The sequence below is a fragment of the Streptomyces sp. V1I1 genome (genome assembly GCF_030817355.1).
Lineage (GTDB): Bacteria > Actinomycetota > Actinomycetes > Streptomycetales > Streptomycetaceae > Streptomyces.
In genome coordinates, this window is the sequence record NZ_JAUSZH010000001.1 from 3962143 (window position 1) to 3981097 (window position 18955).

General features: G+C 72.2%; 18 protein-coding genes and 1 pseudogene. 9 read left to right on the plus strand and 10 right to left on the minus strand.

All coding sequences use genetic code 11. The features are described from left to right. The first annotated feature begins 46 nt into the window (after positions 1-46). A complete protein-coding gene (locus tag QFZ67_RS18585; RefSeq protein WP_307662213.1) occupies positions 47-3403 on the plus strand; it encodes an AAA family ATPase in 3357 nt (1118 codons plus the stop codon). Positions 3404-3462: 59 nt separating this feature from the next. Here the strand turns inward: QFZ67_RS18585 and QFZ67_RS18590 are convergent, their stop codons facing one another. The 4 genes from QFZ67_RS18590 to QFZ67_RS18605 form a co-directional block, all read right to left on the minus strand. Next, a complete protein-coding gene (locus QFZ67_RS18590) occupies positions 3463-4329 on the minus strand; it encodes an ABC transporter permease (RefSeq protein WP_307662214.1) in 867 nt (288 codons plus the stop codon). Then, positions 4326-5297, minus strand: coding sequence for an ATP-binding cassette domain-containing protein (locus tag QFZ67_RS18595; protein WP_307662215.1), 972 nt, complete (start codon positions 5295-5297; stop codon positions 4326-4328). The genes QFZ67_RS18590 and QFZ67_RS18595 overlap by 4 nt, the downstream gene beginning before the upstream one ends. Positions 5298-5448: 151 nt before the next feature. Beyond that, entirely contained in the window at positions 5449-6003 is a 555-nt protein-coding gene (locus tag QFZ67_RS18600; protein ID WP_307662216.1) for an NADPH-dependent FMN reductase, read from the minus strand. A gap of 108 nt (positions 6004-6111) precedes the next feature. Continuing rightward, complete coding sequence (locus QFZ67_RS18605; protein ID WP_307662217.1) at positions 6112-6486, minus strand: hypothetical protein; 375 nt, start codon at positions 6484-6486, stop codon at positions 6112-6114. Between the two features lie 145 nt (positions 6487-6631). On the opposite strand from QFZ67_RS18605, the gene QFZ67_RS18610 reads away from it, so the two are divergent. After that, the gene (locus tag QFZ67_RS18610) at positions 6632-7561 is read left to right on the plus strand and encodes a hypothetical protein (protein WP_307662218.1); all 930 of its coding nucleotides are present in this window, start codon (positions 6632-6634) and stop codon (positions 7559-7561) included. On the opposite strand, the gene QFZ67_RS18615 is transcribed toward QFZ67_RS18610, so the two are convergent. Further along, positions 7530-8339, minus strand: a complete 810-nt coding sequence (locus tag QFZ67_RS18615) for an MBL fold metallo-hydrolase (RefSeq protein ID WP_307662219.1) — start codon at positions 8337-8339, stop codon at positions 7530-7532. The two genes, QFZ67_RS18610 and QFZ67_RS18615, sit on opposite strands and share 32 nt — an antisense overlap. 12 nt (positions 8340-8351) lie before the next feature. Next, positions 8352-8519, minus strand: a complete 168-nt coding sequence (locus QFZ67_RS18620) for a hypothetical protein (RefSeq protein ID WP_307662220.1) — start codon at positions 8517-8519, stop codon at positions 8352-8354. Between the two features lie 136 nt (positions 8520-8655). Here QFZ67_RS18620 and QFZ67_RS18625 point away from each other — a divergent pair, with 136 nt between their 5' ends. The 5 genes from QFZ67_RS18625 to QFZ67_RS18645 all read left to right on the plus strand — a co-directional run bounded on the left by QFZ67_RS18625 (position 8656) and on the right by QFZ67_RS18645 (position 13915). After that, on the plus strand, positions 8656-9420 hold the full coding sequence (locus tag QFZ67_RS18625) for a TetR/AcrR family transcriptional regulator C-terminal domain-containing protein (protein ID WP_307662221.1): 765 nt from the start codon (positions 8656-8658) through the stop codon (positions 9418-9420). 73 nt (positions 9421-9493) lie between these two features. Beyond that, positions 9494-10513 (plus strand): endonuclease/exonuclease/phosphatase family protein, encoded by a 1020-nt coding sequence (locus tag QFZ67_RS18630; RefSeq protein WP_307662222.1) that lies wholly within the window; start codon positions 9494-9496, stop codon positions 10511-10513. A gap of 70 nt (positions 10514-10583) precedes the next feature. Further along, the gene (locus QFZ67_RS18635; protein ID WP_307662223.1) at positions 10584-11528 is read left to right on the plus strand and encodes an NADP-dependent oxidoreductase; all 945 of its coding nucleotides are present in this window, start codon (positions 10584-10586) and stop codon (positions 11526-11528) included. A gap of 92 nt (positions 11529-11620) precedes the next feature. After that, positions 11621-11866 carry a DUF2630 family protein gene (locus QFZ67_RS18640; RefSeq protein WP_307662224.1) on the plus strand — a complete coding sequence of 82 codons (246 nt, stop codon included), beginning with the start codon at positions 11621-11623 and terminating at the stop codon, positions 11864-11866. 66 nt (positions 11867-11932) lie between these two features. Beyond that, positions 11933-13915 carry an FUSC family protein gene (locus QFZ67_RS18645; RefSeq protein ID WP_307665884.1) on the plus strand — a complete coding sequence of 661 codons (1983 nt, stop codon included), beginning with the start codon at positions 11933-11935 and terminating at the stop codon, positions 13913-13915. 322 nt (positions 13916-14237) lie between these two features. Here QFZ67_RS18645 and QFZ67_RS18650 read toward each other — a convergent pair whose 3' ends face one another. From QFZ67_RS18650 to QFZ67_RS18665, 4 genes and pseudogenes are all read right to left on the minus strand, one after another. Further along, entirely contained in the window at positions 14238-14828 is a 591-nt protein-coding gene (locus QFZ67_RS18650) for an FAD-dependent oxidoreductase (protein ID WP_307662225.1), read from the minus strand. Positions 14829-14892: 64 nt separating this feature from the next. Continuing rightward, positions 14893-15492: pseudogene (locus QFZ67_RS18655) on the minus strand (flavin monoamine oxidase family protein); the annotation flags it as partial. Continuing rightward, complete coding sequence (locus tag QFZ67_RS18660) at positions 15434-15697, minus strand: FAD-dependent oxidoreductase (RefSeq protein ID WP_307662226.1); 264 nt, start codon at positions 15695-15697, stop codon at positions 15434-15436. The gene QFZ67_RS18660 and the pseudogene QFZ67_RS18655, both read right to left, overlap by 59 nt. Positions 15698-15860: 163 nt before the next feature. Beyond that, on the minus strand, positions 15861-16268 hold the full coding sequence (locus QFZ67_RS18665) for an RNA-binding S4 domain-containing protein (RefSeq protein ID WP_307662227.1): 408 nt from the start codon (positions 16266-16268) through the stop codon (positions 15861-15863). A 226-nt stretch (positions 16269-16494) separates the two neighbouring features. Here QFZ67_RS18665 and QFZ67_RS18670 point away from each other — a divergent pair, with 226 nt between their 5' ends. Together QFZ67_RS18670 and QFZ67_RS18675 are read left to right on the plus strand one after the other, a co-directional pair. Continuing rightward, positions 16495-17970, plus strand: coding sequence for an APC family permease (locus QFZ67_RS18670; protein WP_307662228.1), 1476 nt, complete (start codon positions 16495-16497; stop codon positions 17968-17970). 14 nt (positions 17971-17984) lie between these two features. Beyond that, positions 17985-18950, plus strand: coding sequence for a hypothetical protein (locus QFZ67_RS18675; protein ID WP_307662229.1), 966 nt, complete (start codon positions 17985-17987; stop codon positions 18948-18950). The last annotated feature ends 5 nt before the right edge of the window (positions 18951-18955 follow it).

Consider the following 18955-nt stretch of genomic DNA (forward strand, 5'->3'; position numbering starts at 1 on the left):
CCGCTCCGGATGTCGGTTGTCAGTGCCGCCTCCTATGGTTCTCGGCATGACCCCTGCACTCATCGGGCGCGACCACCCCGCAGGCGTCCTCCGGGCGGAGATCGACCGGGCGACGGACAGCCACGGGGGCCTGGTGCTGGTCACTGGCGAGGCCGGTATCGGCAAGACATCGCTCGTCACCGATGCCGCCGACGAGGCGCGGCGGCGCGGTGCGCTGGTGCTCGGCGGGTCCTGCTGGGACTCGGAGAGCGCGCCCGGGTACTGGCCCTGGGTCCAGGTGGTGCGCGGGCTGCGGCGCGGGGTGGGCGACGAAGAGTGGGCCGACGCCGAGAAGGCCGCGGGCGGGCGGCTCGCGGTGCTGCTCGGCGAGGCCCCGGGCGAGGGGGACGGCGGCGGGGAGAGCTTCCCGCTCTACGACGCGGTGACGACGGCCCTGGTCACCGTCTCGCAGAAACGGCCCCTCGTGGTCGTACTGGACGATCTGCACTGGGCGGACCCGGCCTCCCTCAAGCTCCTCGAATTCGCCGCGCAGCACGCCTGGTTCGAGCGGCTGCTGCTGATCGGGACGTACCGCGACGTCGAGGTCGATGCCGCCGACCACCCGCTCCAGCAGCTCATCCTGCCGCTGGCCGCGCGGGCCGCGACGACCCTGACTCTGACCGGGCTGCAGCGCGACGAGGTGGGTGCGCTCATCGCGCTGACCGCGGGCGTCGAGCCGGAGCCCGCCCTGGTGGACGAGGTGCACCGGCGCACCGGCGGCAACCCCTTCTTCGTCGAGCAGACCGCCCGCATCTGGCACAGCGGCAGCCCCGTCACCACGGTCGCGCCGGGGGTGCGCGAGGCGGTGCGGCGGCGGCTCGCGCTGTTGCCGGAGCCGGTGAGCAGTCTGCTGGTCACGGCGGCCGTGCTGGGCCGGGAGTTCCACCGCCAGATGCTCGCGGCGGCCGCGTCGGCTCCGGTGCCGCATGTGGACCGGCTCCTCGAGCGGGCGGTCGCGGCGCGGCTGGTGACGGCGCGGACGGGCGGCCGGTTCGCCTTCGCCCACGATCTCGTACGCGAGACGCTGTACGAGGCGCTGGAGGAGGCGCAGGCGCGGACTCGGCACGCCGATGTCGTAAGGGCCCTGGACGGCTCACCGGCGCTCAGCGAGAAGATCTTCCCCGCCGATCTGGCGCGGCACGCGTATCTGGCGGGCGAGGAGCTGGAACGCGACCGCCGGGTGGAGTTGTTGCTTGCGGCCGCCCGGGACGCGTCCGGCAGGCTGGCCGGCGAGGAGGCCGCCGGCCACTACCGGCGGGCGATGGAGGCCGCGGGCGACGATGCCCGCCGGGCCGCGCTGATCGCCCTCGACCTGGGCGTCGAACTCCGTCACAACGGCGAGGACGACGAGGCGTGGCGGTCCTTCGACCGGGCCGTCGAGCTCGCCCGCGAGGTGCGCGAGCCCGAGCTGCTCGCCCGCGTCGCGATCACCCTCCACCAGAACGGTCATGTGCCGGGCAACCGGACCCGGGCGGCGGGGCTGCTGCGGGAGGCGCACCGGGCCCTGATCGGCGGCAGTGGTGAGGATCTGGCGGGGCTGTCCTCTGAGCGGATCGCGCAGGAACTGGCCGTGCGCACCACGGCGTTGGCGCGGCGCGGCGAGGACGACGACGCGCTCTCGTTCTCCCTGTGGGCGCGGCACGACTCGATCTGGGGCCTCGGGACCTCGGAGGAACGGCTCACGCTGACCGACGAGATGGCCACGGTCGCCCGGCGTACGCACAACCGCGACATGGAGCTGCACGCCACCGCGATGCGCTGGGTGACGCTGCTGGAGCGGGGCGACCCGCGCTACCTCGACCAGCTGCGCACCTTCGTGGCCCTCGCCGAGCGGACGGCGCTGCGCCGCTTCGAGCTGGGGATGGCCGTCGACCAGTCCCTGGTCGCCGCGCTGACCGGCCGGTTCACCGAGGCGGGCGACCATCTGTCGGAGGTGGCGGGGCTGCGGCACGAGCACGCCGCGTTCTCCTTCCTGGTGTCGCACATGCAGTGGGCGCTGTTCCTGCTCCAGGGGCGCTTCGACGAGGCGGAGACGGTGGTGGCCGGGCTGGCGGAAGTGGGGCATCCGTATCCGCGGCTCCTTGAGGGCATCACGGCCGCCGAGCGCGGCGACGGCGGCCTCGCACTGCGCCTCTCGGACGAGCTGGCGGCCGGGCCGGAGCCGATTCCACGGGTATTCGCACCGCTGTGGATGCGGCTGCGGGCCCAGGTGGCGGCGGCGTCGGGTGACGCGGTACGGATCGAGGAGGCGGCGTCCGCGTTCTCGCCGTATGCCGGGCAGTGGGTCGTCTCGCTGTACGGCTGCGACATCAGCGGCCCTGTCGACCTCTGGCTGGGCGTGCTGGCAGCGGCACGCGGCCACCGGGCCGAGGCGGTCGCCGCGCTGACGTCGGCGTACGAATCGGCGGACCGGCTGCGGGCAAGGCCGTGGTCGGTGCGGGCGAGGGCGGCGCTGGTGGGGGTGCTGGGGGAGCGCGTGGAGGGGGAGGGGCAGGGGGAACTGCTCGCGCGAACGCGGCAGGACGCGGTGGAACTGGGGCTGACGCATTTGCTGGACGGGGTGGAGGTGGGTCACCCCGGTGCACCCGCTCACCACGGCACCGGGAACTCCAGTGCACCCGCTCATCCCGGCACCGAAGAACCCAGCGCACCCGCCCACCCAGGCACCGGGGACCCCCGTACAGCCGATACCCCCGGCACCGGGGACGCCCGTACAGCCGACGCCCCCGGCACCGGGGACGCCGGCGCGGGCGCGGGCACCGAGCGTCAAGCCGCCCGCCCGGGTGGAAGCGGCCCCGTCGCCCAACCCCCCATACCCCACGGCGAGTTCCGCCGGGACGGAGCCGTATGGGCCCTCGCCTTCGCGGGACGGGTCGTCCATGTGCCCGATGCCAAGGGGCTGCGGGATCTGCACACCCTGCTCGGGCACCCCGGCGACGATCTGCCCGCCGTGGTTCTGCTGGATCCCGCCGGCGGTGAAGCCGTCGTCGCCGCGGCCCGGTTCGGTGCGGACCCGGTGCTCGACGAGGAGGCCAAGGCCCGCTACCGGCGGCGGCTCGAGCGGCTCGACATGGAGATAGACCGCGCGGGCGAGCTGGGCGACGACCGCCGGGCCGCGGAGTTCGACCGCGAACGGTCCGCGCTGCTCGACGAGTTGCGCACCGCCGCCGGGCTCGGCGGCCGCACCCGTCGGCTGGGGGACGAGGCCGAGCGGGCCCGTAAGACCGTCACCGCCCGGATCCGCGACACCCTGCGCAAGCTGGACGCCCTCCACCCCGAACTGGCCGCGCATCTGCGGGAGTCCGTCGGCACGGGCTCGTCCTGCTCCTACCGCCCGCCGCGCAGCGTCAACTGGCGGCTCTGAGGCGAGGAGCGCCCCCGGCCCAGCCGGGGACGCCCTCACCGCTCAGCCACCCACACCGCTCACTTGCGGTTGTAGAGCCGCATCGTCACCGAGCCGAAGACCAGCACCAGCAGCCCGGCCCACCCCAGCGACCAGGCGATGTTGGCCGTCGGCCAGTTGCCCTCCATCAACTCCCGCACAGCCGTGGCGACATGGGTCACCGGGCTGTTGTTGACGAAGGCCTGCAGCCAGCCCGGCATGGTCTTCGGGTCGACGAAGACATTGCTCAGGAAGGTCAGCGGGAAGATCACCATCATGCTGACGCCCATCACCGACTTCTCGGTGCGCAGCAGCAGGCCGAACATCGTCCAGATCCAGGAGAAGGCGAACGAGAAGACCATCAGCAGCGCGACTCCGAGGACAACGCCCAGCGGCCCGCCGTGCGGGCGGTAGCCGATGATCATGCCGACGGCCAGCATCACCACGGAGGCGAGGAAGTAGCGGACCATATCGCCGAGCAGATAGCCGACCATCGGCGCCGGCCGCCAGATCGGCAGCGTACGGAACCGGTCGAAGACGCCCTTGGTGATGTCCGTGTTGACCGCGACGCCCGTGTACATCGTGATCATCACGACGCTCATGGTGAGGATGCCGGGGAGCAGGAACTGGATGTACGCCGAGACCGAGCCGGCCAGCGCCCCTCCGAAGAGGTACGTGTACATCAGCACCATCATGATCGGGAACGCCGTCACATCGAAGAGCTGCTCCGGCACATGCTTGATCTTGAGCATGGCCCGCCAGCCGAAGGTGAAGGACGCGGAGAGCGCGCTGGGCCGTGGTGGGCGGTCCTTGCTCACCAACAGCGCTGCGAGATCCTCCGCCTTGGGCGCTTCGAGGACGAGATCGTCGATGGCCTTGGTGGACTTGGTGGTGGTCGCGGTGCTCATGCCGCAGTCCCCCTCTTGTCGGTCAGGGCGAGGAAGACCTCGTCCAGGCTGGGCTGGCCCAGCGCGAAGTTGTCCACGGTGATTCCGGAGCGGGCCAGTTCGGCCAGCGCCCGCGCGGCCTGCTCGGCCGCACCCTGTTCGGTGCCATGGCCGTTGACCCGGGCGGTGAGCGCGACCGGATCCGGGTCCAGCTGCACCTCGGCGCCGAGCGCCGCCCCGAGCACCCGCTCGGCCTCCGGCCGCTGGCCGGGATCGCGCAGCCGCAGATGGACGGCGCCGGAACCGACCGAGGCCTTCAGTTCGCCCTTGGTGCCCTCCGCGATCACCTTGCCGTGGTCGATCACGGCGATACGGGACGCCAGATGGTCGGCCTCGTCCAGATACTGCGTGGTCAGCAGCACCGTCGTGCCCTGCGCGACGACCGCTCGCACGATGTCCCAGACCTGGTTGCGGCTGCGCGGGTCGAGGCCGGTGGTGGGCTCGTCCAGGAAGAGCAGATCCGGGGTGTTGAGGATGGACGCGGCGATGTCGATACGGCGCCGCATGCCCCCCGAGTAGTTCTTCACCTGCTTCTCGGCCGCCTCGGAGAGCCCGAAGGCGTCCAGCAGCTGCGCGGCGCGCTCCCGCGCGGCCGGCTTGGAGTGGCCGAGCAGCCGGCCGAGCAGCACCAGGTTCTCGGCGCCGGTGAGGTCCTCGTCCACCGAGGCGTACTGACCGGTGAGGCTGACCCTGCCGCGGACGGCGTCGGCGTCCTTCTGCACGTCCTTGCCGAAGACCCGGGCCTGGCCGCCGTCCGGCCGCAGCAGGGTGGCGAGCATCCGTACCGTGGTCGTCTTTCCGGCGCCATTCGGGCCGAGGACGCCGTAGACCGTGCCCGCGGGCACGCTGAGATCGACGCCGTCGACGGCCCGGTTGTCACCGAAGACTTTCACCAGGCCCGTGGTCTCGATTGCCAGATCTGTACTCATCGTCAGTTCCTTCTGATCCTTCTGGGAGCTCTGCCGGACGCTCTGGGGGGTCTAGGGGCGGTCTGGGGGGAGCGGTCCAGGGGTTGACTCGGGTCGTCGGGTGAAGTCATCGGCGGGGCCTCGGATCCCCGAAACTTCAGGACCAAAAGCCCTAGGAGACGTACGGGCGGGCGGCGCGGGCCTCCCGAAGGGCCAGGCCCCACCAGCCGAGCTGATCAAGCATCAACCACGCCGCGCGGTCCCGGCCTTCGGGCGCCTCGTCGAGGAGGTTGATGCTCACGCCATTGCGCAGGGTCACGGTGTGCAGCTCGGTGAAGACCGAACGCAGCTGCTCGACCGCGTACAGCCCGCCGGAGCCGTGGCCGTAGCTGACGAAGGCGACCGGCTTGGTCTGCCACTCGTCGTAGGCATAGTCGATGGCCTGCTTGAGGGAGGCGGGGAAGGAGCGGTTGTACTCGGGGGTGACGACCACGAAGGCGTCGGCGCGGCCGACTTCCGTGACGAACTCCCGCATCTGCTCGGTGGCCCGGTGCGGATAGCGGGCCGGGAAGTCGAAGTCGACGAGGTCGACGACCGCGAGTTCCATCTCGTCCCGCTCGGCGGCCAGCTCGGTGAACCAGCGGCCGACCTTCTCGCCGACGCGCCCCTCGCGCGTACTGCCGATGATGACCGCGACACGCAGTGGCGGTATGTCCTGGTCCCGCATGGGGCGCCTCCCTTCGCCGGTCTCCGGCCCTCACCCGGGGGGCGCGAGACGACGGCGCGCGGCCGCCAGATCTGATCTGGCGGCCGCGCGAGGAGGAGTCCGGCAGCCCTATTCCCTGGTGTGGAAGACGTAGAACGCGGAGACGGCCATCGCCCCGGCGAGGACCAGCCCCATCACTGACGACTTGAGCACGCTCGCCCCGGTCTGGCTGAACAGATAGCCCATGGCCCCGCCGAACAGCGTTGCGTACGCGGCGGCCCGGACCTCGTGGGACAGTGACTGCTGGATCCGGCCAAGCCCGTAGGCGAGAGCCGCGACGATGATGCCGCAGACGACGCCGAAGAGGACGTCGCCCCAGTTGACGTCCCGGCCGGTGCGGCGGAGGAACCCCGCGTAGAAGCCGTAGGCCACGCCCAGGGTGAGGGGCAGCGCCCAGGCGAGAGAGACGTGGCGCCGTACGCGTACAGCTGCGTGTGCGGCCATGGCGGAGAGCTCCTTCCCTCGTCCCCCATCTTTCAGGGCACACCCGCGCCCGCCGCCTGGCAAGTCGGAACACCGCCCTTTCAGGGCACGCCCGGTCGGCGGAGCACCGGTCGCGCCCGGCCTGCGGCCCACGTTCCCTTGAGGAGTGCGGAGCTTCCTCTCAGCGGTGTCGGCGGTGCTGATCGTCCTCGTGGCCATCCTGACGCCGCTGTGCGCGCTCGCGGTCTGGGCCGACCGGGAGATCGGCGACACGGACGGCTACGTCGCCGCGATGGCGCCGCTCGCGTCGGACCCCGCGGTGCAGAACGCGGTCGCCGTACGGATCACCGACGAGGTCATGCAGAAGATCGACGTGGGGCCTTTCGATGTCGGTCCTTTCGACGTCCGTCCTTTCCAGGAGGGCGTACGGGGTCTGCTGTACGAGGCCGTGATGTCCTTCTCCGGCACCGACTCCTACAAGACCGCGTGGAACACCGTCAACGGAGCGGCCCACACCGCGGTCGAGCAGGCGCTGACCAGCGACAGCGGCGATTCGGTCAGCATCGATCTGACGCCCGTGATCGAGCAGGTGAAGCAGCAGCTCAGCGCGGACGGGCTGCGGTTCGCGGACCAGATCCCGGTCGGGCGGACCCGGATCACGATCCTGGATTCCGACAAGCTCGGCGTCGCACGCGAGATCTTCGACGGCCTGCAGATCGCGGGGGCGTGGCTGCCGATCGCGACTCTGATGGTGGCGGCGGCCGCGGTGCTCCTGGCCGTACGCAGAGGCCGCGCCCTCATCGGCCTCGGCATCGCGCTCGCGGTGGGCGGTGTACTGCTCCGCATCGCGGTCACGCTCGGCCACGGCCTCGCCCTCGATGACCTCCCCGCGGACGTGGACCGCCCGGCGGCGAGCGCGGTCTACGACGCCCTGACGGCGAAGCTGCGCACGACGGCCTGGTGGGTGCTGGCGTCGGGCCTCGCCCTGGCGGCGGCCGCGTGGCCGGCGCAGCGACGGGGGCGGCCCGAGCGGGGGAGTTCCGCCCCTGCACCCCGCCTCGACGTCACCGCAAAGGACGGACCCTTTCGTCGCTGAACTGGGCGAACTCGTGCGCGTCGTGCGACGAGAAGATCCGGATCAGCCTGGGGTCCGCCCGGCGCAGTTCGCGCAGTCGTTCCAGCTGCATCAGCCGCTCGCCGTGGTTGTCCGCCACCAGGCGCTGGTGGAGCGCCACCGAGCGGGGGCAGCGGGGGCGGCGCAGGTCCATCTCGCCGTGGAAGAAGTACGCGTCGCCCGCGTGCAGCAGCCAGCGGTCCGGCTGTTGGACCGCCACCGCGCAGTGACCGCGGGTGTGGCCCGGCAGCGGGACCAGCAGGATGTCGGGGGAGCGCAGGACCCGGGCCGCGGCGAAGCCGTGCCAGTCGGAGTCCGCCGTGTCGTGGACGATCCAGCGCGGGCCGTGGGCCCACTGCGCGGTGACATAGCGGCTGGCGTCGAGGCGGGTGTCGCGGCGCATCGCCGCGCGGTACTCGTCCGCCATCACATGGACCCGCGCGTCCGGGAAGTCGGCCAGGCCGCCCGCGTGGTCCAGGTCGAGGTGGGTCAGCACGATGTCCTGGACGTCGTAGGGGTCGTAACCCAGCGCCCGGATCTGATGGACCGCCGTACGGGACAGATCCAGCGTCGGCCGCGCGGTCCGCCGGAAGAACGCCCCGAGCCGCCGCGGGTCCCGGACGTCCGCGGTGCCCAGGCCTGTGTCGACGAGGACGAGGCCGCTGCCCGTGACCACCAGCAGGCAGTGGGCGACCAGCGGGGCGCCGCCGACCGGGTGCATCGGGGCGCAGTCGAGATGATGAACGGTGGGCACAGACATGCCTGACTCCGCTTACGCGGGGAGGGGGAGAGGGAGGGACGGCGCGAGGCCGGGCCGGGCGAGGATGGCCGCGGTGTCGAAGTAGACACGTTCGCCGACCAGTTGCGGGGCGGACTCGACGTGCCGGTTCTCGCTCGCCATGTGCTCGAGGACGAGAGCCTCGCGCGCTTCCTTCGTCATTGTCCGGGCCCTCCAGGCCAGTAAGTCCCGTACTTACGCCGTAAGTAGGCGAAGTACGGGACCGAGGGAAGCACTTACGCTGTAAGCCGTCAAGGAGTACGACAGGAGTCCGCGAAACCCACCCAGGAGCACCCCGATGTCTGACGGAAGATCCCGTCAACACCCCACGGAGCGCGGCGGCGCATCGGCCCACAGGCCGTCCTCCTGCGAGCCGTCGCCGAGCGAGCCGTCGCCGAGCGAGCCGGCATGCCGCGAACCGCTGTCCCGCGAGCGGATCGTCGAGGCCGCACTCAGGATCATCGACGACGAGGGCGTGGACGCGCTCTCCATGCGCCGCCTCGCCGCCACCCTCGGCGTCCAGGCGATGTCGCTCTACAACCATGTGACCGGCAAGGCGGACGTCTTCGACGGGATCACTGAGTTCATCACCACGGACATGCAGCTGCCCAGGCGTACCGAGGGCGGCTGGGAGGACGGCATCCGCTCGGTCGCGTACGGATTCCGGCAGGCTTCGCTGCGTCACCCACGCGCCTGCGAACTGGTCCTCACCCGCCAGCTCTCCTCCCCCGGCGCGCTCCCGGTCATCAACTGCTCCCTCGCCGTCCTGCTCGACCATGGCTTCGACGAGGCCGCCGCCGTGCATGCCCTGCGGCTGCTCATCGCCTTCCAGGTCGGCTCCCTGCTACGGGAGTTCCACTCGCCCTGCTTCAAGGGGGAGGAGGAGTCGGCGGTACGGGAGCGCAAAGCGCATCTCGAACGCTCGGGGCTCCCGGCGGTGGCGAAGCTCGCGCCGATGCTCGCGGTGATCGACCACGACGCGGAGTTCACCTTCGGCGTGGAGCTGCTGATCGACGCGCTCCGCGCATACGCTCCGCAGACGCAACAGACTGGCCGAGACTGACGTCTTCATCACCGACGGACATCAGACGGACATCCAGCGACACCCAGCGACATCCCGCGGCTCGGAGGCCGGTATGGACAGCGCCATCTCGACGGCGGCCCCGGCCGCCGTGCAGGACGCCGCCTTCCGCCCCTCCGGCGGCCGCCGCGCCGCCGCCTGGCTGGCCGGCCTGCTGCTCATCACGCCCAGCGTGGTCGCGGCCTGCCGCGCGGCGGACACCGACGGCATCACGCCCGTCCCCCAGCTGCTCGCGTTCCTGCCCTGGCTGCTGCTGCCCGCCGGGGCCGCCCTGCTGCTGGCCCTCCTCGCGCGGTGGCGCACCGGCATGGTCTGGGCCCTCGCCGTGCTCGCCGTCACCGGGTGGTTCGTCAAGCCGTACGACACCGGGCTCACCGACGATCCGCCCGGCCCGGTCGTCGCCCGCCTCGAAGTGCTCACATCGAACGTCGAGTTCGGCAACGCCACCAAGGGGCTGCTCGCCACCATCCGCCGCGAGCAGCCCGACCTGGTCTTCGTCGAGGAATGCGACCACACCTGCTCGGACGCGCTCGCGGCGGAGATCTCCCGCAGCGACTACCCGTACCGCAATGTCGTCGAGGGCTACTCGGCCTCCGGCTCGGCCATCCTCAGCAAGCACCCGCTACGCCCGGCCCCGGGGATCGACGCCACGCTCGCGATGCCGGGCTCGGTCGCCATGGTCGGCGACCGCCCGGTGAATCTGCAGCTCGCGCACCCCCTGCCGCCCATCCCCAGCGGGGTGGACGACTGGCAGCGGGAACTCGGCCTGGTGCGTACGTACGCCGCCGGAACCAAGGGGCGGCCGACCGTCATCGCCGGAGACTTCAACGCCACCCAGGACCACTCCGCCTTCCGCCGGCTGCTCGACGCGGGCGATCTGCGCGACAGCGCCACCCTCGCGGGCGCGGCCCGCACCCCGTCCTGGCCTGCGACGGTCCGCCGGCCGCTGGGCACCCAGATCGACCACGTACTGATCAGCGAGGACTTCTCGGTGCGCCGGGCACGCTTCCTGGATCTGGCGGACACCGACCACCGGTCGCTGCTGGTCGAGCTGGAACTGCACGACGTGCGCTGACCGCCCGCCCGGGTAAGAGTGGGGTCGAGGTGGCCAGAGCAGGGGGGCCGTCCAGCAGGAGGCATTCCGGATGCGCGCTGTCGCGGTCAAGGCGTTCAGGGCCGAGCCCGAGCTGATCGAGGTCCCCAAACCGGAGCCCGGCGAGGGCGAGGTGCTGGTGAAGGTCGAGTACGCGGCGCTCAACCCGTTCGACTGGCGGGCCGCCGACGGACTGCTCGAAGGCCGGGTCTCGCATGTGTTTCCGCTGGTCATGGGCTCGGACTTCGCGGGCAGGGTGGATGTGGTCGGCCCCGGCGAGAACCGCTTCCGGGTGGGCGACCAGGTCTTCGGCCAGGCGGGCCGGCCGCCGGTCGGCACCGGCACATACGCCGAGTACGTGACGATGCCGCAGGACGCGGCGATCGCGTTCGTGCCCGACGGGCTCCCGCTGAAGACGGCGGCCCTGCTGCCCACGGCCGGGATGAGCGCCGCGCAGCTCCTGGACGCGGCGGGCGTACGCGGCGGGCAGTCGCTGCTGGTCATCGGCGCGGCGGGCGGTGTCGGCAGCTATCTGACCCAACTGGCAGCCGACCGCGGCTGCCACGTCCTGGCGGCGGTGCGCGGCGACGAAGAGCACCGGATGTCCGCGCTCGGGGCGGCGGTCACCCTCGACACCACGACGTGCGATCTGCCCTCCGCGGTACGGGACGCCTGCCCGGAGGGCGTCGACGCCCTGGTCGACCTGGTCTCGCCCGACTCCGACTCCTTCACCGCGAACGCCACCCTGGTGCGGCCCGGCGGCCACGCCCTCACCACCCGCTCCGCGGTGGACCCGGCGCGGCTCCCGGCCGGGGTCGAGGGCGTCGACTTCCATCTCAAGGCCTCGTCCGCCCTGCTGGACACCCTGGCCGCGGCGGCCGCGGACGGCTCCCTCAACGCCCTGGTGGACGCCGCATACCCGCTGGAGAAGGCGCCGGAAGCGCTCGCGCAGAACCGGGCGGGCGGGGCCCGCGGCAAGACGGTCTTCGCACTCTGAATTCGGACGCCGCGTTCGTACGCTGGGTTCGTAGGCCGCGTTCGTACTCCGGGTTCGTACGCCGCGTTCGTACTCCGAGAGCAGGTGTCGTCATGGACAACGATCAGATACTCGGCAGCATCAACGATCTCGTCGCCGAGGAACGCGCCCTGCGGGAGCGGTCTTCCCAGCAGCACGGCCTCGACTCCGACGAACTCTCCCGGCTGCGCGCCCTCGAAGTCCAGCTCGACCAGTGCTGGGACCTGCTGCGCCGGAGGCGCGCCAAGGCGGAGTTCGGAGAGGACCCGGACACGGCGAGGGTGCAGCCCGCCGACGAAGTGGAGGGCTACCTCGGCTGACCGTCCCGCCCTGCCGCCCCGCAGGGGAGTTGCGCGGGAGGGTGACTTCGAGGTCTTTTGATGACCATGGGCGACGACACGGGCGGGGCTTCCTCCGGATCAGGGACACGAGCGGGACGGCTGTCCCCGCCCGAGTGGCTGCTCAAGGGCATGCGGCCGCAGACCGCGCCCGTCCCCTGGGCGGCCTGCGCCCGCGCCGCCGTCGCGCTGGCCGCACCGCTCGCGGTCGGGCTCGCCGCCGGGCAGCCCATGTACGGGGCGCTCGTGTCGATGGGCGCGCTGTCGGGCGTCATCGGCGACACCGCCGACGCGTACCGCATGCGGATCTTCAATATCGCGGTCCCACAGCTCTTCGGCGCGGTCGGCGTCACGCTCGGCACGCTCGTCTACGGGGAGGGCTGGCTCGCGGTCGCCGCGCTGACCCTCGTCGCGCTGGTCTCCGGGATGATCTCGTCGATCGGCGCGGTGGCCTCCGTGGGCGGGCTGCTGCTCCTGCTCAACGCGGTGGTGGGCGCGGGGCTGCCGATGCCGGGACCGTGGTGGAAGGCACCGCTGCTGCTCACGCTCGGCGGGCTGTTCGTCCTCGTACTGACGCTGCTGGCCTGGCCGTTGCGCGGCCGGATGCCGGAGCGGACCGCGGTCGCCGAGACGTATCGCAGTGTCGCCGACCTGCTGGGGGCGGCGGGCACGACGGCGTACGACGAGAAGCGCCAGGCCGTCACGGAGTCCCTCAACACCTCCTACGACCTGATCCTCGCCCGGCGGGCTCGCGACCACGGGCGGCGCAGCCCGCTCGTACGGCTGCTCTCGCAGCTCAACGTGCTCATCCCGCTGGTCGAGGCGGCCGCGGCCGCGCATCTGCACGGGCGGGCCTCGCGACGGCCCGAAATCGCCGCGGCCGTAAGGGACTTGGCGGACGCGGTCGACCGGGGCGGCCGCGGCGATGCGCCCGACCTGGTACTGCCGGAGCCGGAGGGTCCCGCCGACCGCGCCGTGGAGAGCGCGCTGCGGCACGCCGCCGTCGTCGTGCACAAGGCCGACCCCGACCCCTACAACGTCGACGACCGGCTCGGCCGGCCCGCGGCCCTCCGCATACGGGCCCGGCGCGCGGCCCGCAGCGTGCTGCTCTCCGAGCCCTCCTGGCGCTACGGGCTGCGGCTCGCGCTCTGCATCGGCCTCGCACAGGCACTGGTGTCACTGGTGCCGGTGTCGCGCTCGTACTGGGTCGCGCTCACCGTCACCTTCGTCCTCAAGCCGGACTTCGGCTCGGTCTTCTCCCGCGCGGTGCTGCGGGCGCTGGGCACCGCGGCGGGGCTGGTCGTCGCGGCGGCGGTGCTCGCGCAGGTGCCGCGCGGCTGGTGGGACGTGCCGGTGATGATGCTCCTCGCGGCGCTCATCCCCGCGTTCTCCGCGAAGGGGTACGCCTTTCAGACGGCGGCGATCACCCCGGTGATCCTGCTGCTCTCCGACGTCCTCAATCACCAGGGCTTCGACCTGGTCCTGCCGCGCCTGGTGGACAGCCTCATCGGCTGCGCGATCGCGCTGGTCGCGGGCTATCTGCTCTGGCCGGAGAGCTGGCACACCCGGATCGGCGACCGGCTGGCGACGGCAGTGGAAGACGCGGCGCGCTACGTGGCGTGCGCGTTCGGCGCCGAGGCGGAGGACCAGGGGGAGCGGGTGCGCAGGCGGCGCCGGATCTACCGCGACCTGTCGTCGGTCCGGTCGGAGTTCCAGCGAGCCCTGACCGAACCGCCGCCGACGGGGACGCGGGCGGCGGCGTGGTGGCCGCTGGTCGTCGCCGTCGAACGCATCGTGGACGCGACGACGGCGGCGAGGGTCCGCGTCAACCACGGGGCGGAGCCGCCGACGCGGGCGGAGGTGGCGGCGGTCGAGCAGCAGCTGCACGAGCTGGCGGAGGGGCTGAGGGCGAGCGAGGTGCTGGTGGAGGTACGGGCGGAACTGGAGGGGGACGAGGAGGGGGTGCTGGGGGCGCTGCGCCAGGAGGTGAAGGCGGCGCGGGCGATCGCGTCACCGGGACGACCGGGGTGACCGGGTCGGTCAGGGTGACCGGGCAGGTCGGGATCACCCAGGTCGGTCAGGGTGACCGGGCAGGTCGGGATCACCCAGGCAGGTCGGGATCACCCGGGTCGGTCGGGGTGACCGGGTAGGTCGCGGTGACCGCAGGTCGGGATCGCCCGGGTCGGTCGGGGTGACCGGGCAGGTCGCGGTGACCGGGTCGGTCGGGGTGACCGGGCAGGTCGCGGTGACCGGGTCGGTCGGGGTGACCGGGCAGGTCGGGATCACCCAGGTCGGTCAGGGTGACCGGGCAGGTCGCGGTGACCGCAGGCCGGGATCGCCCGGGTCGGTCGGATCACCTGGGCGGTCGGAGTGACGGGGGGCGTTCGCGGCGCCGGGGCGGCCGAACCCACCGGGCGTAGCGGGAGGCACGGCCGTCACGGCGGGCGTGGCCGATCACAGGGCTGCCAGCACCTCGCCGGCCGCCCGCTGGCTCGCCCGAGCGCACAGCCCCTTCCATCAGCCCGTGCATCAGCGTCGCCGTCTCGGTGTTCGCCCAGTGGATCCGGCCCACCGGCCGGCGCAGTGCCGGGCCGTAGTTGGTCAGCGCCCCGGGCGGGAAGCGACCCGCCATCCCGCCCAGCGACCACGGCTCGGCGGACCAGTCGGCCTCCAGGTAGCCGGCGGGCTGAGCCCGCGGGCCGAACCGCTCGGCGAGCGCCTTCAGCCACACGTCCCGCCGCTCCTTGGGCTCCAAGCGTCCCATCTCCAGCGCGCCGGGGCCGAACGCGAAGGTGCTGAGTACCCCCGGCGGTCCCGAGCGCGGCGTCTGGTCGATGGTGACCGAGACGGGCGACTGGGGCGCCAGCGTCTGCCCCGACAGGCGCTGCTCCCGCCAGAACGGCTCCGGGTAGACCGTGTGCACCCGGATGACCGCCCCGGGCACCACCCCGTTGCAGGAGGTGGTGGTGGTCGGCGGGCAGCGGCGGATCGAAGGCGATCCGGCCGGCCGGCAGGGGTGGCGTCGCCACGATCACCCGCCCCGCCCGCACGGTGAGCGCTTCGCAGCGGACCTCCACGTCCGTCCCGTTGTGCGTGATCTGCCGGACCGGGCAGGACAGATTCACCGCATCCCCCAGGCGCTCCGCCATCCGGCGAGCCAGCTCCGGCGCCCCGCCGTCCACCAGGTGGGTCTCGGTCCGCCGGCTGTCGGTGTAGTAGGTGAAGCCGCCGCCGCCCCGGGCAAGGACCAGCGCCCCCAGCAGCGAGACTTCCGCCGGGTCGGCACAGAACACCAGGTTCATCGAAGCCCTGGCCAGGGTGCGAGCCGTGTCCGAGGGCACGTTGAGCGGGTTGGAGAGCCACTGCCCGAGCGTGCGGGCGTCCAGTGCCCTGGCGCCTTCTGCCTGCCAGGGGGCGTCGGCCGGAAGCCGTCGCGCCATCCGGTCCAGGCGCATGAACGCCACGCCGAGGAAGGCGACCGCCGCCGGTCCGATCTTGGGGATCAGCCCCCGGTAGCGGTGGTTGACGCCGTCCAGGCGCAGGATCTGATCACCCTGCTCGTACTGCGGGTACACCTCCAGGCCGACCTCCCGGCAGAGGTCGAACATCCGCTCCTGGCCCTTGCCCAGCCAGGAGCCGCCCGCCGAGATCACCGGGCCCCTCGGGCAGCTCGCGGTTCCACACCCGCCCGCCGACCCGGTCCCGGGCCTCGAGCACCACCACCTCGCGGCCGGCCTGCGCCAGCTGCCGCGCGGCGGCCAGACCCGCGAAACCCGCACCTACCACGCACACGTCCGCATCCCGGCGTTCCATGGCTCACCTCCGGGGCAGCGTTCCCGCCCGCGTGACCCGTCGCGCCCGGCGGGTCACCCACCCGAGGAGGATCAGAACCCGTCCGAGGGAGCCACCGGGCCCCGGATGGCCCCGCCCGCCCGGCCGGACCGCACCGGCCCCGTCAGGGCCCGCACCGACCCCGTCAGGTCCCGTCAGGCCCCGTCAGGTTCCCGCGCTGGAGGCGCTCCAGCTCTCGCCTGTCCCTCTTCGTCGGGCGGCCCGCCCCCCGTTCCCGGACCGCCACCGGGGCCGTGAACTCCCTCGGCGGAGGCGGCGGGCTGTTGTCCACGTAGCACTGGGTCGCCACCGGTGGGCCCACCCGTTTGCGGACGATCCTGGAGACGACCACCAGGCGTTCACGGCCCGCGTGGAACAGCCGCACCTGGTCCCCCGCCCGCAGCGTGTGCGCCGGCTTGACCCGTTCGCCGTTCACGCGGACATGTCCCGCCCGGCAGGCCGACGCCGCCTGCGAGCGGGTCTTTGTCAGCCGGACCGACCAGATCCATGCGTCGACCCGTACGGTCCCCTGGTCCGAAACCTCTGCAGCCATAACACCGACTCTACGATTCGACCGCCGCCGAGGCGCAAGGACGCAAGGATCAGCGCCCAGGGCGCCCCCGCCCCACTGCCCTCACCCCGCCGACGTTCATCCGACTACGATGCGCACGTTCTCCCTTTACGGAGGCCTTCACTCCGCAGCGGGCGTTCGTTTCTGAGATGCCGGCATATGTCGTGCGGCACAAGGGCATTCAGCACCACGGCGTTCGGAGAATCCCATGCGCAACAGCTCCGGCAGAGGGCTACAGCCCAATGTCCTCGGCACGTTCGACACCATCGTGATGGCAATCGCGGGCAGCGCTCCCGCCTATTCCATCGCGGCCACGACCGCCGTACTCGTCGCGTCCGTCGGCCTCGCCGGACCCGCCGCGCTGCTCTACTGCGCCATACCCATGCTCGGCATCGTCCTGGCCTACAGCAGACTCGGCCGGATCGATGTCAACGCGGGCGCCGGCTACTCCTGGGTGGGCCGCACCCTCCATCCCTTCCTCGGCTTTCTGTCCGGCTGGGCGCTGGTGGTCTCCGCGACGATCTTCATGGTGGCCGGTTCGCTGCCGGCCGGTGCGATGACGCTCGGGCTCTTCGACCCCGCGCTCGCCGAGAACACCTTCCTCGCGACGGCCGTCGGCGCCGCCTGGTTCCTGGCGATGCTGCTCGTCGTACTCGGCGGGGCGCGGCTGACCGTGCGGGCACAACTCCTCATGTCCGGCGTCGAGCTGCTGATCCTGCTGCTCTTCATCCTCGCCGCGCTGCTGCACAACGGAGCCGCCGCCGCCTTCGACTGGTCCTGGTTCGGCTTCTCGCACTTCGACGGACCGGCAGGATTCGCCTCCGGCGCGCTGGTCGCCGCCTTCTACTACTGGGGCTGGGACGTCACCAGCAACCTCAGCGAGGAGACCCGCGACAGCCGCCGCACCGCCGGACTCGCCGCGCTCGTCGGCGTAGGCGTCGTCTTTCTCCTCTTCGAGGCCTTCACGGTCGCGGTGAACGTGCTCCTGACCGCCGACGACATCAAGGCCGGCAGCGCCAACGTCCTCGGCGTGCTCGGCGATGCGATCTGGCCCGGCGTCGGCGGGAAACTGCTGGTCGTGGCGGTGCTGCTGTCCACCGTCGCCACCTTGGAGACCACCCTGATCCAGGTGACGCGATCGCTGTTCGCGATGGGCCGGGACCGTACGATGCCCGCCGCGCTCGGCACCGTGCACCGCCGGTGGAACACCCCGTGGGTCGCGGTCGCCGTCGTCGGCGCGGTGGCGCTCGCGATGTTCGTCGCCTCCACCGCGCTCGGCTCGGTCGGCGATGTGCTGTCCGCCGCGGTCGCCGCCATCGGCCTGCAGATCGCGTTCTACTACGGGCTCGCGGGCATCGCCGCAGTCGTCGCGTACCGCAAAATGCTGCTGACATCCGTACGCGACTTCGTCCTCGGCGGCGTGTGGCCGCTGCTCGGAGCGGTGTTCATGCTCTGGATCCTCTTCGAGGCGCTGAGCGAACTGAGCGCGGCCTCGATCGCGATCGGCATCGGCGGTCTTGCCGCCGGTCTGGTGCCGATGATCCTGTACTGGCGGCGGGGGAGTTCGTACTACCGTCCCGCCCGGCTGGACGCGACCCGCGCCGTCGCCGCCGAGGAGCAGTACGCCAACTCCGCTTCGCGGAATCCGGATTACGCCGACAAGTCGCTGGCCACGGACTTCTGAGGGAAGTGCCACAGATGGCCGCCGCTCGCCGCCGTTTCGTACCGGACTTCGATCCCGCCCTCGGAGACCGGCCGCTCGCCGACGCCGTCCACGACATCGTCATCGGCCGCTGGCAGGGCGTACGGGATCTGCTGCGCGCCACCGGCGACGACTGGCCGCTGCGCACCCACCGGCTGCGGCTGCTCGCGCACGCGGCGGCGGGTTCATCGGCGGTGGAGACCTGGCGGGCGGCGGAGCCCGACAACCCGGACGCGGCGGTGCTGCGGGCGGGGACGGAGGTCGTACGGGTCTTCCACCAGGCGATCGAGGCGGGCCGCGGGGTCGGGCTCGACGAGGCGCGGCTCGATGTGGCGGTGATGGCCTGCCTGAGCGCGGCCGACGCACGGCCCGCCGATCCGATGCCGTGGGTGTCGCTGCTGACGGTGGCGCGGCTGTACGAAACGGGGATTTCCCGGCGCGAACTGCGCTCCTGGTTCGACGAATTGCGCCGCCGCGACCCGTTCAACATCGAGGGCCATGTGCAGCTGCTGCGCTACTACTCGGCGCGCTGGCACGGCACGCACGGCAAGATGTACGACTTCGCCCGCGACGCGGCAGGCGCGGCGCCGCCCGGGTCGCCGCTGCCGGTGCTGGTACAGATCGCGCGGGTGGAGGAGTACCGCTATGCCACCGAGGGCGTGCTGGGCCGGGCGCCGGTACGGGACTTCGGGCGGCACTGGCACCACGAGCTGGCGGTGACCGAGGTGCAGCGCACCTGGGAGCGCTGGATCGGCGGCAGGCCACAGGGCCCCGCCGTCCCGGAGGAGATCGGTGAGCTCAACTATCTGGCGCACGCTGCCTGTTACGCGGGCCTGAGCGAGGAGGCCCGGCTGCTGTTCGAGCTGCTGGGGACGCGGGCCGCGCGGGTGCCGTGGTCTTATACGGGCGACGCGACGGAGGAATTCACGAGGTGGCGCGCACACGTACGCGCCACCTCGTAAAGCTA

What these genes read in the sequence shown, in the direction of transcription:
- QFZ67_RS18595 (WP_307662215.1), bottom strand. Translation starts at nt 5,297, where the DNA reads ATGAGTACAGATCTGGCAATCGAGACCACGGGCCTGGTGAAAGTCTTC.
- QFZ67_RS18600 (WP_307662216.1), bottom strand. Translation starts at nt 6,003, where the DNA reads ATGCGGGACCAGGACATACCGCCACTGCGTGTCGCGGTCATCATCGGC.
- QFZ67_RS18645 (WP_307665884.1), top strand. Translation starts at nt 11,933, where the DNA reads ATGGGCGACGACACGGGCGGGGCTTCCTCCGGATCAGGGACACGAGCG.
- QFZ67_RS18620 (WP_307662220.1), bottom strand. Translation starts at nt 8,519, where the DNA reads ATGACGAAGGAAGCGCGCGAGGCTCTCGTCCTCGAGCACATGGCGAGC.
- QFZ67_RS18640 (WP_307662224.1), top strand. Translation starts at nt 11,621, where the DNA reads ATGGACAACGATCAGATACTCGGCAGCATCAACGATCTCGTCGCCGAG.
- QFZ67_RS18670 (WP_307662228.1), top strand. Translation starts at nt 16,495, where the DNA reads ATGCGCAACAGCTCCGGCAGAGGGCTACAGCCCAATGTCCTCGGCACG.
- QFZ67_RS18675 (WP_307662229.1), top strand. Translation starts at nt 17,985, where the DNA reads ATGGCCGCCGCTCGCCGCCGTTTCGTACCGGACTTCGATCCCGCCCTC.
- QFZ67_RS18635 (WP_307662223.1), top strand. Translation starts at nt 10,584, where the DNA reads ATGCGCGCTGTCGCGGTCAAGGCGTTCAGGGCCGAGCCCGAGCTGATC.
- QFZ67_RS18625 (WP_307662221.1), top strand. Translation starts at nt 8,656, where the DNA reads ATGTCTGACGGAAGATCCCGTCAACACCCCACGGAGCGCGGCGGCGCA.
- QFZ67_RS18585 (WP_307662213.1), top strand. Translation starts at nt 47, where the DNA reads ATGACCCCTGCACTCATCGGGCGCGACCACCCCGCAGGCGTCCTCCGG.
- QFZ67_RS18605 (WP_307662217.1), bottom strand. Translation starts at nt 6,486, where the DNA reads ATGGCCGCACACGCAGCTGTACGCGTACGGCGCCACGTCTCTCTCGCC.
- QFZ67_RS18590 (WP_307662214.1), bottom strand. Translation starts at nt 4,329, where the DNA reads ATGAGCACCGCGACCACCACCAAGTCCACCAAGGCCATCGACGATCTC.
- QFZ67_RS18615 (WP_307662219.1), bottom strand. Translation starts at nt 8,339, where the DNA reads ATGTCTGTGCCCACCGTTCATCATCTCGACTGCGCCCCGATGCACCCG.
- QFZ67_RS18630 (WP_307662222.1), top strand. Translation starts at nt 9,494, where the DNA reads ATGGACAGCGCCATCTCGACGGCGGCCCCGGCCGCCGTGCAGGACGCC.
- QFZ67_RS18665 (WP_307662227.1), bottom strand. Translation starts at nt 16,268, where the DNA reads ATGGCTGCAGAGGTTTCGGACCAGGGGACCGTACGGGTCGACGCATGG.
- QFZ67_RS18660 (WP_307662226.1), bottom strand. Translation starts at nt 15,697, where the DNA reads ATGGAACGCCGGGATGCGGACGTGTGCGTGGTAGGTGCGGGTTTCGCG.